Genomic DNA, 19958 nt, shown 5'->3' with positions numbered 1-19958 from the left:
TGCCCCTGGTCAGGCCGTTATGAGGGCATGCCGGAACCCGCGTCCGGCGAGGGCCGCCGTGCCGGACGCGGGGTGTTCGTTCCGGGTCACCTCACCTGAAGTTCCAGTGCTGGTGGGCGCCTCCGTTGGAGTCCCAGATCTGGACCGGGGCCCCGTTGCCGGTCTGCCCGCTGGGGATCTCCAGCGCCCGGCCCGAAGCGACGTTGATCAGGGTGTAGGAACCATCGCCGTTCCGGTCGGCTCGCCAGTGCTGGTTCGCACCGCCGTTGGCGTCCCAGATCGCCATGCGGGTGCCGTTGCCCGTCTGGCCGCCGGGCTCGTCCAGGACCCGCCCGCTGGCGATGTTCGTCAGCGTGTAGGAGCCGTCGCTGTTCTGACTCGCCCGCCACTGCTGGTTCGCAGCACTGCCGTTGGCGTCCCAGACCTGCACGGGCGTGCCGTTCGCCGTCTGTCCGGACGGCACGTCCAGCACCCGGCCCGCGGCCACATCGGTCAGCGAGTACACCTGACCCGAGACGATGCCTCCGCCCGGATTCCCCGTACCTCCGCCGAGCGCGGAGAGGGACGCGTCGTAGGCCGGCTTCTTGTTGCCGTTGTTGTCGAACAGCAGCGGGTTCTCCCCCGTCCGCCACGAGTCGCTGTCCCTGATCCCCCACACCGTGATGCCGGTGCAGCGCGCGACGCTCATGCACGCCCGGACCGTGTTGCCGTACGCGGTCGCCGATGCCTGGGCGATGTCGAGTTCGGTGATCTGGACGTCGACGCCGAGGGCGGCGAAGTTGGACAGGGTGGTCTGGAAGCTCGCGGGCGGGCCGCCGGAGCCGAAGTGGCTCTGGAGACCGACGCAGTCGATGGGCACACCGCGCGCCTTGAAGTCCCTGACCATGTTGTAGACGCCCTGGGTCTTGGCGTCGGTCCAGTTCTCGATGTTGTAGTCGTTGTAGCAGAGCTTGGCCGAGGAGTCGGCGGACCGGGCGGTGCGGAACGCCTCCTCGATGAAGCCGTTGCCGAGCACGTTCTGGAAGACCGAGCTGCGGTGCTGGCCGCTGCCGCCGTCGGCGAACGCCTCGTTGACCACGTCCCAGGCGTAGATCCTGCCCTTGAAGTGGTTCATCTCGGTGGTGATGTGGTTGTTCATCACACTGCGCAGGGTGCCTGCGTCACCGATGGAGCTGACCCAGCCGGGCAGCTGCGAGTGCCACACCAGGGTGTGGCCGCGCATCCGCTGCCCGTGCGCGCCGGCGTGGCTGACGATCTGGTCGGCCGGACCGAAGTTGAAGTTGCCGCGGGACGGTTCGGTGGTGTCCCACTTCATCTCGTTCTCCGGGGTGATCATGTTGAATTCCCGGTCGAGGATCGTGGAGTACGTCGAGTTGCCGAGCTTTCCGGCGGCCACGGCCGTACCGAAATAGCGGCCGCTGTCGGCCGCGGCCGCGCCCAGCGTGCTGGAAGCCGCGTGCGCGGTGAGGCTCGCCGGCCCGGTCAGGGCCAGTGCCGCGCCGGCCAACAGGCCGGTGGCCGAGACCAGGGCCCTGCGGAGCAGCGGCTCGTCGTTGAGCCAGGACATGAAGGATCAACCTCCTTGTGCGGGGGCGTGAGAATGGGGTCACGAGTCAGGACACGGGCAGAGCGGTCCACTGCTGGTGGGCTCCGCCGTTGCAGTCCCACAGGACCAGTTGCGTACCGTCGGTGGTGGACGCGTTGGGGTCGTCGAGGCAACGGCCGGAGACCGGGTTGCGGTAGCCGCCGTTGTACGTCTGCCATTGCTGGTTGGTGCCGCCGTTGCAGTCCCAGATCTCGATCTTGGTGCCGTTCGCGGTACCCCGGCCGGTGACGTCGAGGCATTTCCCGAGCGCCCGCAGGGTGCCGTCGGAGCGCGCGGACCACGTCTGCGCGGCGGAGCCGTCGCAGGACCGGATCTCGGCGGCGGTCCCGTTGGCGCTGTTGCCGCCGTTGACCCCCAGGCACTTCCCCGCGATGCCGGAACGCACCTGCCCGGACGCGGAATCCGGCGGCTTGATCCAGCCTGCCGCGTCCGCGGCCTGGATCCCCGCGTTGAAGGCGTCCGCCATCTTCCCGAAGCCGCTGTCGTTGGGGTGCAGGGCGTCGGACAGGTCCGCGGCGGTCAGGGCGCTCATGTCGACCAGACGCACATGCTTGCCGGCAGCCTGTTCGGCCTGGACGATCCCGGGCAACTTGGCGTTGAAGGCGGGCCGGTTGGCCTCCTCGGTGCCGCTGGTGGAGATGATCACGGTGCCGACGAGCACGGTCGCGTCGGGGGCGGCCCTGGTGATCTGGTCGATGAGCGCGTGGAGCCGGTCGGCCGCGGTCGGGATCTGGTAGTTGCCGTTCAGGTCGTTGGTGCCGATCTCCAGGGTGACCACGTTGGGGCGGTACCGGGCCAGTACGGAGTCCGCGATGCCGGCGATCTGGTCGATCCGCCAGCCGGAGTGGCCTTCGTTGTCCGGGTCGGACATGGTTCCGTTGCGCCCCGAGCCGACGAAGTCCAGGGTGTGCCCCTCGGCCGTCAGCTTGTTCGCCAGGAAGTTCCGGTAGCTGTTCCCGGACGGGCTGCCGACGCCCCAGGTGATCGAGTCGCCCAACGGCATCAGCCGCAGCGGCGTGGGCGCGGCGGCCCGTGTGGTGGAGGGCGGTGCCTCGGCGGTGGCGGCCGCGGCAGGCCACGCGGCGCCCATGGCAAGGGTGGCCGCCAGCGCCGCGACCAGAGGTGTCCAGTACTTCGTCATCAGCGTTCCTCACTGGGTGCGGGACAGTGGGTGGGGGGGTGAACGAACCGCCGGACCGTGCAGGCGCCTTGCAGGCGCGAGCAGGTCAGCGGGGGGTGAAGTCCTGGTTGGTGCCGGGTGCGTTCTTGCACTGCCACTGGTCCAGTTGCTGGCCCAGGTTGCTGCCGCCGCCGTAGACGTCCAGGCACAGACCGCTGTTCTGGTTCTTGAAGGAATACGAGCCGTCGGACTGCTGTACCGGCAGCCACAGAGCGCCGGCCGCTCCGCTCGCGGCCTGCTGCACGATGTTCGGCGTTCCGGCGGTCGTGGAGCCGCCCGCCACCGCCACGACCTGTCCGGAGTTCTGCGCGCGCAGTTGCCCGTAGCCGCCCGAGACGGGCACGAACTCGAACTGCTGGTTGCCCTGCCCGTTGCAGGTCCACTGGTCGATCGCGGCGCCCGCGCTGGTGGAGTTGCCGTACACGTCCAGGCACAGGCTGTTGCTGCTGATCACCAACTGGTGGTAGCCCGTGGGGAAGCCGCCGCCACCCGAGGACTGGACGCCCGCCTGCTGGATGACCGCTCTGGCGCCCTGCGGCCAGTTGGTGCCGCTGACCAGGACGTTGCCGGTGAGGACGTTGTTGTGCGGAGGGCCGGTCGCCACGTATGTGTTGCCGCCGTTGTACCAGTTGCCGGAGAACGTGCTGTCGTCGGTGTGGTTGTTGGCGTTGGCGTTGGTGAGCGCCCAGTTGCCCGCGTCCTGCACCACGTTGGTGGACACCTTCAGGTACCGGGAGCCCTCGTCGAGGTACAGCGCGGTGGTGCGGTTGTTGTCGTACATGTAGTTGTCGGAGATCACCGAGCCGGGGGCCGCGGACAGGCTGTAGATGCTGCCGCCGTCGAACATCGCGTTCTTGGTGTCGAAGACCAGGTTGTGGGAGACCGTGTTGTTCTTCAGCGTCGTGGGAGTGCTGTAGATCGGCTGGTAGTTGTACGTGCCCCGGTTGACGTAGTCCTGGCTGCCGCCCGGGTCGTTCATCCCCCAGCCCCATCCGATGTCGATCCCGTCGTAGGGCAGGTGGTCGCACTGGTTGTGGGTGATCGTCGCGTTCGTGACGTAGGTGGACAGGATTCCCGCGGTCTCCTTGTAGTCGGTGCCCACCCCGCTGACCTTGTTGTTGCTGATGGTGATGTTCTGGTTGGTCATCTGCGGGTTGGCCGGGTGGTGCGCGTCCGGCTGGATGCCGCCGACCTGGACGCCGCTGCCGGCGAGGTCGGTGAAGGTGTTGCCGGTGATGGTGACACCGTTCGCGCCGAGTCCGGTGCCGGAGGCCGTGGCGACGCCGTCGTTGCCCACGCCCAGTCCGGCCTGCCCGAGTTCGGAGAACGTGTTGCCCGAGAACGTGATGCCGGTCGCGGCGGAGACCTGGACCGCCGCGGGCATCTGCACCCAGTGGTTCCGGGTGGCCTCGAACTGCGTGCAGCCCGACTTGCAGGTGCTCAGCCAGTTGGCCGGCATCGCGTAGGCACCGGTGATGTGCGCGCCGCTCTGCTGGTCCGCGTACCCGTCGGGTCCGCTAGGGCCGAGCCAGGAGGTCCCGGTGAACCGCAGGCCGGCGAATCCGAGACCGGTCGCGGGTGAGCCGTAGCTGCCGCTGATACCCAACAGGCTCTGCAGCCGGGGCAGTTCGACGTCAAGACTGTTCGGGTTCTGCCCCGGCTGGGCCCGGTAGTACAGGTCGCCGGTGGACGAGTCGAGATACCACTGCCCGGCCTGCTTGAGGAACGCGTAGTTGTTCTCCAGGTACATGGTCCCGCCGGCGAACGGCGCGTTGATGGTGTCGTAGCCCCAGGAGTTGTTGTTCCACGCGGGCTGCTGCATGGTGATCGTTCTGCCGCTGATCGACTGGACGGGCGCGTAGCGGTCGGTGAAGGAGTTGATGCTCTCGACTTCCATGTGGTTCTGGTCCGAGAGGCCGGCCAGGTAGTCGAGGGAGGAGTCGGTGACGGTCAGACCGGTCTGGGTGAAGGTGAAGGCAGAGCGGGGCACCTGGATCGACGCGCGCGGTGCCTGCTTGCCGTTCACGTACAGCTGACGTGTGTTCACACCGCTGCCGACGTGGACCGACCAGATGTTGCTGCTCTGATCATGCACCTGCCAACCCGATATCTGCTGGGCGCCGCTCACGACCGGCTGCTGCCCGGGCATGGCCTGGTAGGTGATCGTGTGGCCGTTCTGGCCGCCGTCGCCGGAGCCGAAGGCCAGCGGCTTGGACTGCCGGTAGGTGCCCCCGGCCAGGTGGACCACGACGTCCGAATCCGCCGAGAGCCGGTGCGCGGGCTGCCGCGCCTGGTCGATCGTCGCGAACGGCTGCTCGGCGGTGCCGTTCCCGCCGGGAGCCGCGTCCGGGGCCACGTACAGATCGGCCGCCGCTGCCTGGCGCCCGGCCGGTACGGCGAACGCGGCCCCGGCCATGGGCAGGCTCCCGGCGAGTAAGGCGAACAGAGCTACGGGCGCGGCCCAGAGGCCGCGGAGCGCTCTGGCTCGGGACATCGTCATCCTCCAGTGGGGGCGGTGGCGCCTGGTGTGGGGGCCCAGTGGCTTTTCGACCACCGGAGCCGCCTGCATGACCTGCCCCCTCCGGTCGGAGCGAGGGCCGGGCGATGCGAGCGGACGGTCGGAAGATCTCGGGAGGTGTCGCCGGGCGCCGGGCCGGTGAGGGCCCGCCTCCGGTGGTGAGTGCGGCCCGTGGCCGGCGGTGAACCCGGCCACGGGCTGGAGCCGTTCTTCTCAACCGAGGCTCAGCTGAGATTCCATCGCTGGTTGGAACCGCCGTTGCAGGTCCACAGTTCGGCCAGGGCGCCGTTGGCCGTGGAGGCGCCGGTGACGTCGAGGCAGAGTCCGGACTGGATGCCGGTGACGGTGCCGTCGGAGTTCAGCTGCCACTGCTGGTTGGCGCCGCCGTTGCACGGCCAGGTCACCACCTTGGTCCCGGCGGTGGTCTGGTTGTTGTAGGCGTCCAGGCACATCTGGCTGCTGCCGCTGTATACGGTCAACTGGTTGGAGGAGGTGCGGGTCCAGCTCTGGTTGGCGCCACCACTGCAGTCCCAGATCTGCAGCTGCGTGCCGGCCGTGGTCGACGAGTTCGGCACGTCCAGGCACTTGCCCGCGCCCGCCGCGTGCAGCGCTCCGGTGCCCGTCCCGCCGGTCGCATTGCTGTATCCGGCCGCGGTGATGTTGGCCTGAACCGCGTTCTCGGTGGCGTCCGACGGGTAGCCGGAGGTCATCACGCCCTCGTAGAAGGTGCCTTGGGCGCCCTTGCTGTTGTCACCGCCGATGCCCAGGATGATGGCGCCCTGCTTCCGCATCGGGTTGTAGCCCGCGACGTTGGGGCGCACGCCGTCGTAGAACGTGGACAGGCCGCCCGACTGCGCGTTGCCGCCGCGGATCGCCCAGTGGTTCGGGCCGCCTTTGACGATGGCGGTCGTGTACCGGTAGTTGATGGTCGGGTCGTTCGCGTTGTAGTGCTGGTTCACCCCGGAGAACAGGCCGTTCTCCAGGTCGGCCATGATCCAGGGGCCGTTGCCCGAACCGTAGCCCCAGACCTTGATGTTGCCGAAGTAGATGGCCTCCATGGTGCCGTTGCCGTCGTCGTTGCTGTCCGTCTCGGCATTGCCGTAGTCGAAGCAGCAGCCGCCGTTGTAGTGCGTGCCGTCGAAGATCGCGTACATGCCCTCGGGGTTGTCCCCGGTCGCGATGCCGTTGGTGTGGTTGTTGCGGTATCCCGTACCGGGTGCCACGAAGACGCCGTAGGCCTTGTGACCGCCCACCATGGTGGGCGCGGCCGTCGCGTTCGCGAGGTTGTCGGGACCACCCGCGGCACCGCCGCCGGGCGCCTGGGTGAGGTTGTTCCCGCGACCGGACTGGTCGTAGATGATCGAGATCAGACAGGTCGTCCCCGAGCAGAACGAGTCCTGCGCGGCGGCGTCGGCGTACCCGCCCGCACTCAGGACGCCGACGTCGCGGGTGGTGTTGTCCGAGGCGCGCCGCACCTGGTAGAGCGGCCCGTTGTACGAGGCGTACAGCGCGCGCGTCGTGCTGTGGGCCGCCACACAGGGCGTCCCTCCGGCCGCGTAGAGATCACACGGTCCGGACGTGGCGGCCCGGGCCGTACCGGTCGTGGCCGTGGCACCGGCCAACGCACCGACGGCGAGCACGGCCGCGGCCCCCGCCCGGGCGAATGTTTTCGGCCGAGAGGTGCGGGAGCGCTCCCACGAACGGACAGATGCCTGGTCCGGCCCATTTCCCGGCCTTCCGCGGCGCCGTATCGCAGCGAGCAGTCGTTGGACGCCACCGCGCCCGAACAGCACATGGCGTTCGGTACTTGTGGTACCTGTCGTTCCCATCCGATCTCCCTACCGTGCCGGCGGATCCAGTCGGGTTTGGTGCTGGGAGCACTGACACATGCGGCAGCGCTTGAAGGTGCCGTTCTTGCAGTGGGATTGCAGAGAGGTTTCGGGGGGAGACGGTGCTCCCGATTCCGCAGGGCTGTCAAGGGTCCGGACATCCTCCGTCCGACTCGTGCGCGGAATCGGTTCGATCGCCGGTCTCCCTGGCTCCCCCTCTACCAGCCCGCTCAGGCAGGTCCGGCGTGATGGTGGACGAGCGGTGGTGGGCGCCGTCGGCGGAGCGGCGCGGCGAGTTGCGGGGGTCCGATCGACGGCCGAGCTCCGCTCACCCGGGGGCACTCCTGCAGCACCGCTGAGCAGGAACGCGGCCGTCTCACGATGGCTGACAGGGGGTCAGTGCGCCCGAATCGGCCGATGCGCTGACCCTTCACCCGTGCGTGGGCCCCGCCTTCGCTGTGCGGTACACCATTGACCCCGTCTTCCGCCGGCCGTAGCATCCCGTCGAAGCGCTTGCCCGGAACCGATTCGATTCCGGCCTCCACGGGGGCGTGTGACGCGGGGGCGTGGCGGACCCGGCAGCCCTGCGCGCTGCTCCGTGCGTACTCATAGCGTTGGGGCGTACGTGTGTTGGGCTTCGGCGCCGTTTCGGTGCGGCAGGGCGGCGTGCGGCAGCAGGGCGCTTCAACGCCGGAGGGCGTCTGGGCTTTCACTGGTCCTTGTCTGCTCATCGATGAAGCCCGCCGGGTGCCCGCTTGGCTGCGCGCGGTGGCGGCCGGGACAGTTGCGGCCGGGACAGTTGCGGCCGGGACAGTTGCGGCGACCAGACCTGATACCGACGGTCATTGTCCCCGGACAGGTGGTTCGTCGTGCCGGTCCTGGCCTCGTTCCCCGCCCGCTGATCGGTATCAACGGCGCGCGTCCGCGACGCTGCTCGGCGACTTCCGCCCAACAGGCCTGGTTCACCCATGGGTTGCTCGACAGACGAACGAGGTGTGTCAGAGCACCGATCAGGCCATGATCGTTCTCAGCGTCAACGGCTGTACCGATGTTCCCCGCGGCCGGATTCCCCTTGCACAGGCCCGAGTAGCTTCTTGACCCTCACACCGTGTCAGGCGGTCAGCTTGGAGACATCATGTTCACCATCGGAGACTTCGCCCGACACGGCCGCGTCTCAGTCCGGATGCTGCGTCACTACGACGCGACCGGCCTGCTGCGTCCCGCCCACGTCGACCCCGCCAGCGGCTACCGCTACTACACCGCCGCCCAGCTTGCCCGCCTCAACCGGATCATCGCGCTCAAAGACCTCGGATTCACTCTCCAGCAGGTCCGAGACATCGTGGAGGAGAAGGTCAGCGCGGAGGAACTGCGCGGCATGCTGCGGCTGCGGCGGGCTGAGCTGGAGACCGCCGTGGCCGCGGCAGGCGCACGGCTGGTCCAGGTCGAGGCGAGGCTCCGAGCGATCGAGAGTGAGGGCCACATGCCCACGAACGACGTTGTGATCAAGAGCGTCTCCACCGTCAGGGTGGCGGAGCTGACCGCAACCGCCGCGAGTTTCGAGCCCGAGGACATCGGCCCGGTCATCGGGCCGCTCTACGACCAACTGTTCCAGCGCTTGGGCTCGGCGGGAGTCACCCCCACGGGGCCCGGCGTGGCCTACTACGAGGACGCCCCTGAGGGGGGTGGCAAGATCAGCGTCCACGCTGCCGTCCAGGTCGCTGCCCCTCTCCAGGACGGCGCCTTCCGCGTCCTCGACCTGCCGTCCCTCGACCAGGCGGCGACGATCGTGCACCGCGGCTCCATGGACACCGTGCTCCCTACGGCCCAGACCCTGGCCCGCTGGATCGACGCCAACGGCTACCAGTCGACCGGATATCCGCGTGAGATCAACCTGGAGTGCCCCGAGAACCGCGACGACTGGGTGACAGAGCTGCAGGCACCGGTGACGCGGACCTGATCGATCTCGCCCGGTCTGAGCATTGATCACGTCGGGCAGCGGGATGCCGTTCTGGTCACCCGCTGCCCGACCTCAGTCTTCAGAGCTTCTCCTCGCAAGGCAAGGGGACGGTGAGGCCCCTTGACAGCGCGGAGTTCGAGCGGACGACGCCCACGCGGCCGCCGGCGTACGTCTTCGCCGAGGACAAGATTGTTGCCCCTCTTGCCGCGACTGGGTTCGGCCCGTCATAGGACCAAGCCCAAGCTCCACATGTGACGGTCGCGCCGTGTAATGCAGATCGTGGTGCCCATCTGTCGAAGCGGCCGGTTCCCGGCGAATTCTGGTAGCCGGTGGTCCCGTTGCTGCCGCCATTCGCTGCTCGCCCACAGGCGTGGGACTGCCCTGCGTGATGAACGCGCCGCGTTCAGGGCGACAGATGCCGCGTCCATGATCGCCGAGGTCCAGTCCAGCTTGCCTCAGGATCCGAGGTCAACCCGTTGATGTGAGGCCAGCATGAACACCGCGCCCCCAGACAGCGCCCTGGTGACGACTCATGCCAAGCCAAGGAAGAGGAACGTGTCTACGGTGCAGTCCTGCCATCCCGCACAGGACCCTTCGCTCCAAGGGACCCCGTGAACGCCAGTCCGGTCGACCCGAGGACGACCGGTTACAGTGCCCGAGACGGCAGCCCGGTCAGGGAGGACAAGCGTGACCGACACCAGCAACACAAGGCCCGCCGAGGGTGAAGCGCAAGCACCGCGCCAGAGTCGACTGCACCGCCTGCTGCGCTACCTCCCCCTGATCGCCCCCGTTCTCCTGTGGGTCGTGCCCTGCTGGGTACTCCTGCACGGCGGCCAGCACTGGCCGTTGCCCGTCACGCTGGTAGGCACCGCCCTGTTCGCCCTCGGCCTCGTCGGTATGCCGCTCGCGATGATGCGCGGCCACGGCCGGCGCCAGCAGGACCGGGCGGCGATCATCGGTGACACCCTGCTGGGCACCAGCTGGGTCCTGTTCACCTGGTCCGTTCTGCTCGGCGTCTTCTTGCGGCTCGCCCTGACCGTGGCCGGCGTCGGCGAGAGTCAGGACCGGGCCCGTATCGTCAGTTGGGCCGTCCTCGGTGTAGCCGCCGTACTGCTCGTCTGGGGGTACGTCGAGGCCCGCCGCGTGCCGCGCGTGCGCCGACTGGACGTGCAACTCCCGCGACTGGGTGCCGGGTTGGACGGCCTCCGCGTCGTCCTCATCACCGACACCCACTACGGCCCGCTCGATCGCGCCCGCTGGTCGGCACGAGTGTGCGAGACGGTGAACACCCTGGAAGCCGACCTGGTCTGCCACACCGGCGACATCGCGGACGGAACGGCCGATCGCCGCCGCGCCCAGGCCGCCCCACTCGGTACCGTACGGGCCACGAAGGCCCGTGTGTACGTCACCGGCAACCACGAGTACTACAGCGAGGCCCAGGGCTGGGTCGACCTGATGGACGAACTGGGCTGGGAGCCGCTGCGCAACCGCCATCTGCTGCTCGAGCGCGGTGGCGACACCCTCGTGGTCGCCGGCGTGGACGACGTCACCGCCGAGTCCTCCGGCCTCGCAGGCCACCGCGCCCACCTCGCCGGAGCTTTGAACGGCGCCGACCCCGACCTGCCCGTCCTTCTCCTGGCACACCAGCCCACGTTCGTCGACCGGGCGGCAGCCGCCGGCATCGACCTCCAGCTCTCCGGCCATACTCACGGCGGCCAGATCTGGCCCTTCCACTACCTGGTCCGCCTCGACCAGCCCGCCCTCGCCGGCCTCAGCCACCACGGCCCCCGCACCCTCCTCTACACCAGCCGCGGCACCGGCTTCTGGGGCCCGCCGTTCCGTGTCTTCGCCCCCAGCGAGATCACCCTGCTCGTGCTCCGCTCCCCGCACCAGCGATCTCGGTAGTGAGAATCGGTCCCGCCTCCCACGAAGCCTTCCCCCAGCCTCGCCGTCTGCATGATCACCGAACGCCACGTCCAACGCCTTTGTCAGGGCTTCTCAGCCCTCAGCCCTCAGCCCTCAGCCCTCAGCCACGCGAATGATCGTCCGCCCGGGGACACGCTGTCGTGAGGCGAAGGCGGCGGCTGCCTCGGACAGCGGCCGCACCGCGCCGACGCGTACCCGAAGCCGGCCGTCCCGCAGGCGCCGGGCGAGGTCGGCGAGGCGGGCGCGGTCGGGTTCCACCACGAAGAAGACGGTTCGGCCGTCGGCCGGGCGCACGGCGGGCTGGTGAGCGATGCTGACGAGTGTGCCGCCGGGTCGTACGAGGGCGGCCGAACGGTCGAGGACGTCGCCGCCGATGACGTCGAACACGACGTCGACCTGGGCGGTGTCCTCCCATCGGTCGGCTTCCAGGTCGAGGAACGTGTGCGCGCCCAGACCGAGGACGGTGTCGCGGTCGGCGAAGCGGCCCGTACCGATCACTCGGGCGCCCGCTTCGTGCGCGAGCTGGACGGCGATCGAGCCGACGCCGCCGGCGGCACCGTGGATCAGGACGGTCTGGCCGGTGGTGAGGCGGGCGTGATCGAACAAGCCCTGCCAGGCGGTCAGTCCGGAGATCGGCAGTGCGGCGGCCACCGTGTGGTCGATGTCGGCGGGGAGGGGGGCGAGGTTGCGGGCTTCCACGGCGACGTACTCGGCGAGCGAGCCGTCGCGCGTCCAGTCGGCCAGTCCGAAGACCCGCTGGCCGACGGTGAGGCCGGTCGTTCCGTATCCGAGTTCCGTCACCACCCCCGACACCTCGTGGCCGGGCACGCTCGGTGTGCGGTCACGGCCGGCGCGGTCGGTCCAGGTCGCGGGCCAGTCGAGCTCGCCTCGGGTGAAGCCCGCGGCGTGCACGCGCAGGATGACGTCGTTCTCGGCGGCGTGGGGGTGGGGAAGCTCCTCGAGGGTCAGCCCCGTGACTCCGGCCTCGCGGTCCCGGACAGTGATGGCTCGCACGAGTATTCCTTTCTTGTTGTGGAGTGAGAGGTGGTCCTGACGGTCCGGTCACTGCGGCCAGGGAGCATCGAGGATGCGCTCCACCATGGACGTACGGCGAAAACCGGGAACGAAGTGTTCCAGAACGTCCGCGTTGACGGTGCCGTAGGTGGTGTCCGGGCGGTCCTTGAGGCCGTCGACGAATGCCTGCAGGAATTCCCTTTTGAAATCATCACGGGGGTGAGCGGCGACGATCTCGTCCATCCGGTCACGTTCCAGTCCGTCCAGGCCCCAGCCGATCGCGTCGGTCAGGACGCCGTAGTTCGTGGCGGCGACCTCGGCGTCCATCCGGCCGGGAATCCCCGGTGTCGTGTGCAGGGCAATCGCCCTCCAGACCACGTCGGCGGCGCTTCGGGAGAACCCGCGATCGAGGAGGAACTGGTGCGCATGGTCTGCGCCGTCCAGCTCGAAACGCTGCTGTGTGTCGCCGAACGGAATCAAAAGGCCCACGTCATGGAACATCGCCGAGATGTAGAGCAACTCGGGGTCGGGCCGCAGGTCCCTGGCACGGGCGTGGAGGGAACCGAAGAGAAATACCCGCCGGGAGTGGTGGAAGATCAGAGGGTTCGTCCTCTCCCGAAGAAATGCCGTTGCCTCCGCGACAGCCGAGGTCCCGGGTATTTCCACCCCTGCGATGATGTCGGTCATGATGTCCGCGCTTTCCGATGTGATGTACGACGAGTGGACCGTGCGAGCGTTGCTCCCGTTGTCCACAGTGCCGACCACGCGGCCCGCGGCGCCGCCTCGGTCCGGCCATGAACCACTCGAATACGGTCATCCCAGGGTGGGCCCGTGAGCTCCGACCCGCACCGCGTGGCGATCCTCGTCTATGACGGGGTGAAGCTGCTGGACGTCGCCGGCCCGGCCGAGGTGTTCGGGGAGGCGAACCTGCTCGGCGCCGCCTACCGGATCGCCCTGCTCTCGACGACGGGTGCCGACGTCACCTCGTCGATCGGCATGCGGATCGCCGTCGACGGCAGCGCCGCCACGCACACGGACCCCGACACGCTCCTGGTGCCAGGCGGGGACATCTATCCCAGGACCCCGGTCACGCGCGACCTGGCCGAAGCGACCGGGGACCTGGCAGCCCGTGCCGGCCGCGTCGCGTCCGTGTGCTCCGGCGCCTTCGTCCTGGGCGCGACGGGCCTCCTGGACGGCAGACGAGCGACCACTCACTGGAAGATCGCCGGCGAACTCGCCACCCGGCACCCCAAGGCCCGCGTCGAGCCCGACGCCATCTACGTGCGCGACGGCGCGATGTACACCTCGGCGGGCGTGACCGCGGGCATCGACCTTGCCCTGGCACTCGTCGAGGCCGACCACGGCCCCGACCTCAGCCGGGAGGTGGCCCGCTCCCTGGTGGTCTACCTGCAGCGAGCGGGCGGCCAATCGCAGTTCTCCGCACCCCTGCAAGGCTCGCCGCCCCGGTCGCCCGCCCTGCGCAGGGTCGTCGACCTGGTCACGGCGGACCCCGCCGGCGACTACTCCCTGGCCGCCCTCGCCGGACGACTCAACGTCAGTACGCGCCACCTCACCAGGCTGTTCCGGGAAGAACTCGGCACCACGCCCGCCCGCTACGTCGAGTCGATCCGCTTCGACATCGCCAAGTCACTCCTCGACCAGCGGCACACCGCCACGCAGGCGGCATCCATGGCCGGCTTCCCGAGCTACGAGAGCCTGCGCCGCGTCTTCGCACGAGAGCTGTCCATCAGCCCCGCCGCCTACCAGCGCCGATTCGCCACCGCCCGCCGCGAGCAGGACGGATAGCGTCCGCGCGGCAGCGCCGGAACGGGTACGCGTACGGCTTCGTCACGGTGCCGGCCGTACCGGGGCCCTGCAGTCGGGTGCGCCGTACCGCTGTCATCCACACTGAGCAGTCTCCGGCACCTCCTGCCCGGCGATTATGTACATTTGTACGTATCCGATGGATGCGGGGCCCGCCGCCCGCCCGCCCATTCTTCCGAGCCCCGCGGAGCCTCCTCTTGACAGACCCCGCCGTGCGTCGGCGCCGCCAAGCCCTCTACCTGTTCTTCTTCCTCCCGGGTATCGCCATGTCCTCCTGGGTCACGCGCACCCCCGACGTGCGGGACCAACTGAAGGTGTCCACCGCGGAGATGGGCCTGATCCTGTTCGGCCTCTCCGTGGGATCCATGATCGGCATCCTGTGTTCCGGCCGCTTCGTGGAACGCCTCGGCACCCGGCCCGTCATCGTTCTCGGCACCTCCCTGATCATCTCGGCCACGATCGTCATCGGCGCCGGCAGCGCCGCTTCGTCCGCTCCCCTGGTGACAGCCGGGCTCTTCCTCTTCGGCGCGGGCATGGGGTCGGGCGAGGTAGCGGTCAACGTGGACGGCGCCGACGTCGAACGCATCACCGGGGCGCCGGTTCTGCCCACACTGCACGGCTGTTTCAGCCTGGGCACGGTGGTCGGAGGCCTCGCCGGGATGACCGCCACGGCCGCCGGGATCCCCGTCCACTGGCACCTCGCGGTGATCACGCTCGCCGCCACCGGGATGCTGATCCACGCCTCACGTGCCCTGCCGACGGGCGTCGGCCTCAGCACGCGGCTTGGGACCTCCGGCTCGGCCAAGCAGTCAGGACCGCAGGTCTGGAAGGACCGGAAACTGCTCCTCATCGGTGCCATCGTGCTGGCCATGGCCCTGGCTGAAGGAGCGGCCAACGACTGGCTGCCGCTGCTCATGGTGGACGGCCACGGCCTGGACGCCGCAGCCGGTTCACTCGTCTACGTCGGGTTCGCCGCCGCGATGACACTGGGGCGCTTCTGCGGGACGTTCTTCCTCGTCCGTTTCGGGCGCGCCACCGTTCTGCGAGCGAGCGCCCTCTCCGGTGCCCTCGGGCTCGTCCTCGTGATCTTCTCCGACAATGTGGCCGTCGCGGCGACCTCCGTTCTCTTCTGGGGTCTCGGGGCCTCTCTCGGCTTCCCGGTGGCCCTGTCGGCGGCCGGCGATTCGGGCCCCGACCAGACCGCGCGCGTCTCCCTGGTCGCGATCATCGGCTACGTCGCCTTCCTCGTCGGGCCGCCGGCCCTCGGCTTCCTGGGGGAGCACTACGGGCTGCGTACGGCAATGGTCGCGGTGCTGGTGTTCGTCGCCTCCGCCGTTCTGATCGCGCCCGCCGCCGACACCCGCGACCGCGCCACCGCGACGCTGGACGTCTGACGCGCGCCTGGCGAGGCCTTGCCCGGGCCTCGGCGGCGCAAGGGCCGATGTCTCGTGCGGTCAGTGGTGGCGGGCATGGCCTCGCGATGCCTCGCCATGGCACAACCAGCGCACCGGACCGCAGTACGAGCAGCGCGCTCTCCTGCCGCCGTATGAATCGGCGCTCCCGTGATAGCCAAACCCAGGCAACTCACCGCACACCGGTCGGAGCAGGACGGGCCCATACCGGTCACTCGCCGCGGCAAGTAAGGTCCGTCATCGTGAGACTCGCGATCTTCGATCTGGACGGCACCCTGGTCGACCGCACCGGTGCCTTCGCCGATGCCATCACCTCGCTGAGCCATGACCACGGCTACGGTCCCGAGATCGAACAGTGGCTGCTGACCGAGCTGGCCGACCATGCCGAGCGCGGTGACTTCGACCGGCTGCGCGCCGCCTTCCCCGTCAGCGAGAGCGCCGAGCACCTGTGGCGGGTCTACATCGACCGCATGGCGGCCTCCATGCACTGCCGACCTGCCGTGCTCAACAGCCTGGAGCGTCTCAAGGAGGCCGGCTGGAGCATCGGTGTCGCCACGAACGGCGCCAGCGACATTCAGCGGGCCAAGATCAATGCCACCGGCCTCTCCGATCTGATCGACGGGATCGCCGCGTCCGGCGACATCGACATCCGCAAACCCGACCCGCGACTCTTCGAACTCGCCGCAGCCCGATGCGGAACGCAGCTCACTCGCGGGGACTGGATGACCGGCGACAATCCCGAGACCGACATCGTCGGCGGCCACGATGCGGGGCTGCGCACCATCTGGGTCACCGGCCGCCCCTGGCCCGCCGGACTGGTGACACCGCACCACACGGTCGGTGACGTCGTGGAGGCCATCGGCTACCTCCTCGACCAGGACTCGGCATAGCCCTGGAGGCCCCGCCTCCCGGTACCGCCCCGCTCCTCCGCGCCGATCAGGGCGCGACGGGCTCCGACGATCAGACCGAAGGACGCGGCGGACCCGGTTTTCGTACCCTGGCACGCATGCGGACCCGTCCCACACTGCACTGGACCCCTCCCCCGGACCTGCCGCCGGGCACCACCGACCTCCAGCCGGTGGTCGACGCGTTGAACGCCGGTGGTGTGCTGGTCCTCACCGGGGCGGGCATCTCCACAGAGTCGGGCATCCCCGCCTACCGAGGTGAGGGCGGAAGCCTGAGTCGGCACACGCCGATGACGTACCAGGACTTCACCGCCAGCCCGCAGGCACGGCGAAGATACTGGGCACGCAGCCATCTCGGGTGGCGTACCTTCGGCCGCGCCCGCCCCAACGCCGGGCACCGGGCCGTCGCCACTTTCGCCCGGCACGGCCTGCTCTCGGGCGCGATCACCCAGAACGTCGACGGTCTGCACCAGGCCGCCGGCGCCGAGGGGGTCGTGGAACTGCACGGGAGTCTGGCGAGAGTGCGGTGTCTGGCCTGCGACGCCATCACCTCACGCCGTGACCTCGCCGTGCGACTGGAAGAGGCCAACGCTTCCTTCGAACCGGTGGCCGCGGGAATCAACCCCGACGGTGACGCCGACCTCTCCGACGAACAGGTCGCCGGCTTCCGCGTCCTGCCGTGCGCGGACTGCGGCGGCATCCTCAAGCCCGACGTGGTGTTCTTCGGCGAGACCGTGCCCGCGGCGCGGATCGAGCACTGTCGCCAGTTGGTCCGTACGGCGACATCGCTGCTGGTTCTGGGCTCCTCGCTCACGGTGATGTCTGGGCTCAGATTTGTCCGCCAAGCGGCTCAGGCGGACAAAAGGGTCCTCATCATCAACCGGGACCCCACCCGAGGCGACCAACTCGCCCACACCCGCGTCAGCCTCGCCCTGGGAGCCGCGCTGTCCCATGTCGCAGACGCATTGAACCTTTCCGATGACCGGCGGATGTCCCCCTGACCCGGGAGGTTCGGCAGCCGTCCTACAGCGGTCGAGCGTTTCAGCGATGCCTGCGCCCACCTCGCCCACCCGCACGAACGGAGCCAAGCCGCAGCGCAAGGAGGGAAGATAACGGCGTCGCCGACGAGTAGGGTCCGGGCATGCAGACGGGTGAATTACTCGGTTCCGGCCGCACCGCGGACGTGTTCGCCATCGACGACCACTGGGTCCTTCGCCGATACCGGGACGGCGGCGACGCCACCGCCGAAACCGCCGTGCTGGCCTACCTCGCGGAGCGCGGATATCCCGTGCCACGGGTTCGGGGCCCTGCGGGCGCCACGCCGGGCACGGCGCCTCGAAGCGACCTGGTGATGGAGCGGCTGCACGGCCCGACCATGCTGCAGGCACTGCTGCTGGGCACGATCACGGCCGAGGAAGCGGGATCGGCGCTGGCCGGCCTGCTGCACCGCTTGCACTCCGTTCCCGCACGGGGTTCCGCCGATCCCACCCACCGCATCCTCCACCTCGACCTGCACCCGGACAACGTGGTGCTCACATCGGGCGGCCCCATGGTGATCGACTGGTGCAACACCGAGGAAGGGCCACCCGGACTGGACTGGGGAATGTCGTCCCTGATCCTGGCGCAGGTCGCCGTCGACACCACCGCCCTGGCGGCACCGGCCCGCAAGGTACTGGCCTCATTGCTCACGCACCTCGCCCCCGCGGTCGCTGCGGGGGACAGCGGCTGCGGATACCTCACGGAAGCCGGGAAGAGGCGAGCGGCCGACCCGTCCATGAGCGAGAGCGAGACGTCTCTTCTCGATGACGCCATGAGGCTGGTCCTCGAACTGACTTCACCTTCCCGGACATCGACCCGCATGTCGGGCAGGACATCCTGAAGGCCGGTGACGCGGTGGGAGCCGCGTCACCGGCGGGCGGGAGAAGGCCGTGGATCGGCCCGGGTTGCTACGAAGGGATGATCTCGTCCTGCCGGACCTTCCGGGCCAGCCGTCCCCGGACCAGGGCGAAGACCACCACGGCCAGAGCCACCAGGGTGGACAGGACCACCTGGTCACGGCCGCCGCCTTCGGCGGTGTCGGTCAGCATGTAGCCCAGTACGAACGTGATCAGGGCGATGGTGGCCCAGGTCAGGTAGGGGTACAGCCACATCCTGACGACCAGCTTCTCGGGCGACTCCCGCTGGATGATCTTGCGCATCCGCAGCTGGGAGAAGCAGATCACGAGCCAGACGAACAGAGCGATGGCGCCGGACGAGTTGAGCAGGAACTGGAAGACCGTGTCCGGCCACAGGTAGTTGAAGGCGACCGCGACGAAGCCGAAGACCACCGAGGCCAGGATGGCCGACTGCGGCACTCCGCGGCGTGTCGTCCTGCCGAAGGCGGCCGGAGCGTCGCTGCGGCGGCCCAGCGAGAAGGCCATGCGGGACGCGGTGTACAGGCCGGAGTTGAGGCAGGACAGCACGGAGGTCAGCACGATGGCGTTCATGATCTGGGCGGCGTGCGGGATACCGACGGAGCTCAGCGCGGCGACGTACGAGCCGTCCTTGAGGATTGCCGGGTCGTCCCACCTCAGCAGCGACACCACGATCAGGATCGAGCCCAGGTAGAACACCGCGATCCGCCAGATCACGCTGTTGGTGGCCTTGGTGACCGCGGCCCGCGGGTTCGCGGTCTCACCGGCCGCCAGGGTGACGATCTCGCTGCCCATGAAGGAGAAGACCACCATCAGCACGCCCGTGAGAATCGCTCCGGGGCCGTTCGGCAGGAACCCACCGTGCGCGGTCAGGTTGGAGAAGCCGGACGCAGGATGGTCCGAGCCCGGCAGCAGACCGAAGATGGCGAGTGCGCCGACCACGATGAACGCGGCGATGGCAACGACCTTGATACCCGCGAACCAGAACTCGAACTCGCCGTAGGAGCTGACCGAGACCAGGTTGGTGGCGGTCAGGACGATCATGACGATCAGGGCCCAGCCCCACTGCGGTACGGCCGGGATCCATCCGGCCAGGATCTTGGCTCCGGCGGTCGCTTCCACGGCGAGCACCACGACCCAGAAGAACCAGTACAGCCAGCCGATGGTGAAGCCGGCCCAGCGGCCCAGCGCGCGGTCGGCGTAGGCGGAGAACGAGCCGGACGTCGGATTGGCCGCGGCCATCTCGCCGAGCATCCGCATGACGAGGACGACGAGGACGCCGACGAGGGCGTAGGAGACCAGAATGCCGGGGCCGGCGGCGGCGATGCCGGATCCGGAGCCGACGAACAGCCCGGCGCCGATGACACCGCCGATCGCGATCATCGACAGGTGGCGGTTCTTCAGGCCGGCCTGCAGGCCGGATCCTTCTGGGTCGTTCTTGACGGTGGTGACCGGATCGGGGGCGGAAACAGGGGGACGTGTGGTCATCTCGACATCCAAGGACAGGTGGGGACGAGGGACGATGCCTGCGGGGTGGCCGCGTGGATTGCGCAGGACGGAGCAGCGGGGGTTCTGGAGCAGCGAGCGGGTGGCGATCACGGTCGTGGAGCGGGCATGGTGGACCGCGGCCTGCGAGCCGGGTCCTGTGGGACCGGTCACGCCGGTGGCGCTCAGGAAAATAGTTCAGGGCGATCTAAAAAAACAAGGGGTCCGGTGGCCCGTCCACCGCGCTTCCCCTCCCAACCCCCGCCTCGCACGCCCTCCGTCACGCCGCGCCAACGGGACTTCACCAACCGGCCCGCGGAGGCGCGAATCCCCAGCTCAGAGCCGTGCCGGACGGCTGCCCACCCCGCCCTCGCACGCCACCCACGGGC

General features: G+C 69.1%; 13 protein-coding genes and 1 pseudogene. 7 read left to right on the top strand and 7 right to left on the bottom strand.

The window, feature by feature from the left end; all coding sequences use genetic code 11:
* Positions 1–94: 94 nt before the first annotated feature.
* The 4 genes and pseudogenes from D1369_RS40465 to D1369_RS40450 form a co-directional block, all read right to left on the bottom strand.
* A pseudogene (locus tag D1369_RS40465) lies at positions 95–1567 on the bottom strand (endo-1,4-beta-xylanase); the annotation flags it as partial.
* 46 nt (positions 1568–1613) lie between these two features.
* Entirely contained in the window at positions 1614–2747 is a 1134-nt protein-coding gene (locus D1369_RS40460; protein ID WP_007379450.1) for an SGNH/GDSL hydrolase family protein, read from the bottom strand.
* Between the two features lie 85 nt (positions 2748–2832).
* Positions 2833–5202 carry an RICIN domain-containing protein gene (locus D1369_RS40455; protein ID WP_007379451.1) on the bottom strand — a complete coding sequence of 790 codons (2370 nt, stop codon included), beginning with the start codon at positions 5200–5202 and terminating at the stop codon, positions 2833–2835.
* Between the two features lie 326 nt (positions 5203–5528).
* Complete coding sequence (locus D1369_RS40450) at positions 5529–6944, bottom strand: arabinofuranosidase catalytic domain-containing protein (protein WP_037898637.1); 1416 nt, start codon at positions 6942–6944, stop codon at positions 5529–5531.
* Between the two features lie 1324 nt (positions 6945–8268).
* Between D1369_RS40450 and D1369_RS40445 the strand changes: the two genes are divergently transcribed.
* Together D1369_RS40445 and D1369_RS40440 are read left to right on the top strand one after the other, a co-directional pair.
* A complete protein-coding gene (locus D1369_RS40445; RefSeq protein WP_037898639.1) occupies positions 8269–9090 on the top strand; it encodes a MerR family transcriptional regulator in 822 nt (273 codons plus the stop codon).
* 687 nt (positions 9091–9777) lie between these two features.
* Positions 9778–10995 (top strand): metallophosphoesterase, encoded by a 1218-nt coding sequence (locus tag D1369_RS40440; RefSeq protein WP_007379454.1) that lies wholly within the window; start codon positions 9778–9780, stop codon positions 10993–10995.
* A 114-nt stretch (positions 10996–11109) separates the two neighbouring features.
* Here the strand turns inward: D1369_RS40440 and D1369_RS40435 are convergent, their stop codons facing one another.
* Together D1369_RS40435 and D1369_RS40430 are read right to left on the bottom strand one after the other, a co-directional pair.
* Positions 11110–12030 carry an NADP-dependent oxidoreductase gene (locus D1369_RS40435; protein WP_007379455.1) on the bottom strand — a complete coding sequence of 307 codons (921 nt, stop codon included), beginning with the start codon at positions 12028–12030 and terminating at the stop codon, positions 11110–11112.
* Between the two features lie 48 nt (positions 12031–12078).
* Positions 12079–12717, bottom strand: a complete 639-nt coding sequence (locus D1369_RS40430) for an HD domain-containing protein (RefSeq protein WP_007379456.1) — start codon at positions 12715–12717, stop codon at positions 12079–12081.
* Positions 12718–12861: 144 nt separating this feature from the next.
* Here D1369_RS40430 and D1369_RS40425 point away from each other — a divergent pair, with 144 nt between their 5' ends.
* The 5 genes from D1369_RS40425 to D1369_RS40405 all read left to right on the top strand — a co-directional run bounded on the left by D1369_RS40425 (position 12862) and on the right by D1369_RS40405 (position 18050).
* Complete coding sequence (locus D1369_RS40425) at positions 12862–13836, top strand: GlxA family transcriptional regulator (RefSeq protein WP_007379457.1); 975 nt, start codon at positions 12862–12864, stop codon at positions 13834–13836.
* A gap of 161 nt (positions 13837–13997) precedes the next feature.
* On the top strand, positions 13998–15248 hold the full coding sequence (locus D1369_RS40420) for an MFS transporter (RefSeq protein WP_007379458.1): 1251 nt from the start codon (positions 13998–14000) through the stop codon (positions 15246–15248).
* Positions 15249–15508: 260 nt separating this feature from the next.
* Entirely contained in the window at positions 15509–16156 is a 648-nt protein-coding gene (locus tag D1369_RS40415; protein ID WP_007379459.1) for an HAD family hydrolase, read from the top strand.
* Between the two features lie 116 nt (positions 16157–16272).
* A complete protein-coding gene (locus D1369_RS40410) occupies positions 16273–17172 on the top strand; it encodes an NAD-dependent protein deacetylase (protein ID WP_007379460.1) in 900 nt (299 codons plus the stop codon).
* Positions 17173–17312: 140 nt separating this feature from the next.
* Positions 17313–18050 (top strand): aminoglycoside phosphotransferase family protein, encoded by a 738-nt coding sequence (locus D1369_RS40405; RefSeq protein WP_007379461.1) that lies wholly within the window; start codon positions 17313–17315, stop codon positions 18048–18050.
* 67 nt (positions 18051–18117) lie between these two features.
* On the opposite strand, the gene D1369_RS40400 is transcribed toward D1369_RS40405, so the two are convergent.
* Complete coding sequence (locus D1369_RS40400; protein ID WP_037902884.1) at positions 18118–19572, bottom strand: amino acid permease; 1455 nt, start codon at positions 19570–19572, stop codon at positions 18118–18120.
* Positions 19573–19958 lie beyond the last annotated feature (386 nt).

This window comes from Streptomyces sp. CC0208 (assembly GCF_003443735.1).
Classification (GTDB): Bacteria; Actinomycetota; Actinomycetes; order Streptomycetales; family Streptomycetaceae; genus Streptomyces; species Streptomyces sviceus.
The sequence above is the reverse complement of the archived record's forward strand: the minus strand, read 5'-3'. Positions and strand labels throughout refer to the sequence as shown.

Coding starts and splice junctions, on each gene's coding strand:
- D1369_RS40460 (WP_007379450.1), bottom strand. CDS start 2,747: ATGACGAAGTACTGGACACCTCTGGTCGCGGCGCTGGCGGCCACCCTT.
- D1369_RS40420 (WP_007379458.1), top strand. CDS start 13,998: ATGCGGGGCCCGCCGCCCGCCCGCCCATTCTTCCGAGCCCCGCGGAGC.
- D1369_RS40430 (WP_007379456.1), bottom strand. CDS start 12,717: ATGACCGACATCATCGCAGGGGTGGAAATACCCGGGACCTCGGCTGTC.
- D1369_RS40455 (WP_007379451.1), bottom strand. CDS start 5,202: ATGGCCGGGGCCGCGTTCGCCGTACCGGCCGGGCGCCAGGCAGCGGCG.
- D1369_RS40400 (WP_037902884.1), bottom strand. CDS start 19,572: ATGACCACACGTCCCCCTGTTTCCGCCCCCGATCCGGTCACCACCGTC.
- D1369_RS40405 (WP_007379461.1), top strand. CDS start 17,313: ATGCAGACGGGTGAATTACTCGGTTCCGGCCGCACCGCGGACGTGTTC.
- D1369_RS40445 (WP_037898639.1), top strand. CDS start 8,269: ATGTTCACCATCGGAGACTTCGCCCGACACGGCCGCGTCTCAGTCCGG.
- D1369_RS40410 (WP_007379460.1), top strand. CDS start 16,273: ATGCGGACCCGTCCCACACTGCACTGGACCCCTCCCCCGGACCTGCCG.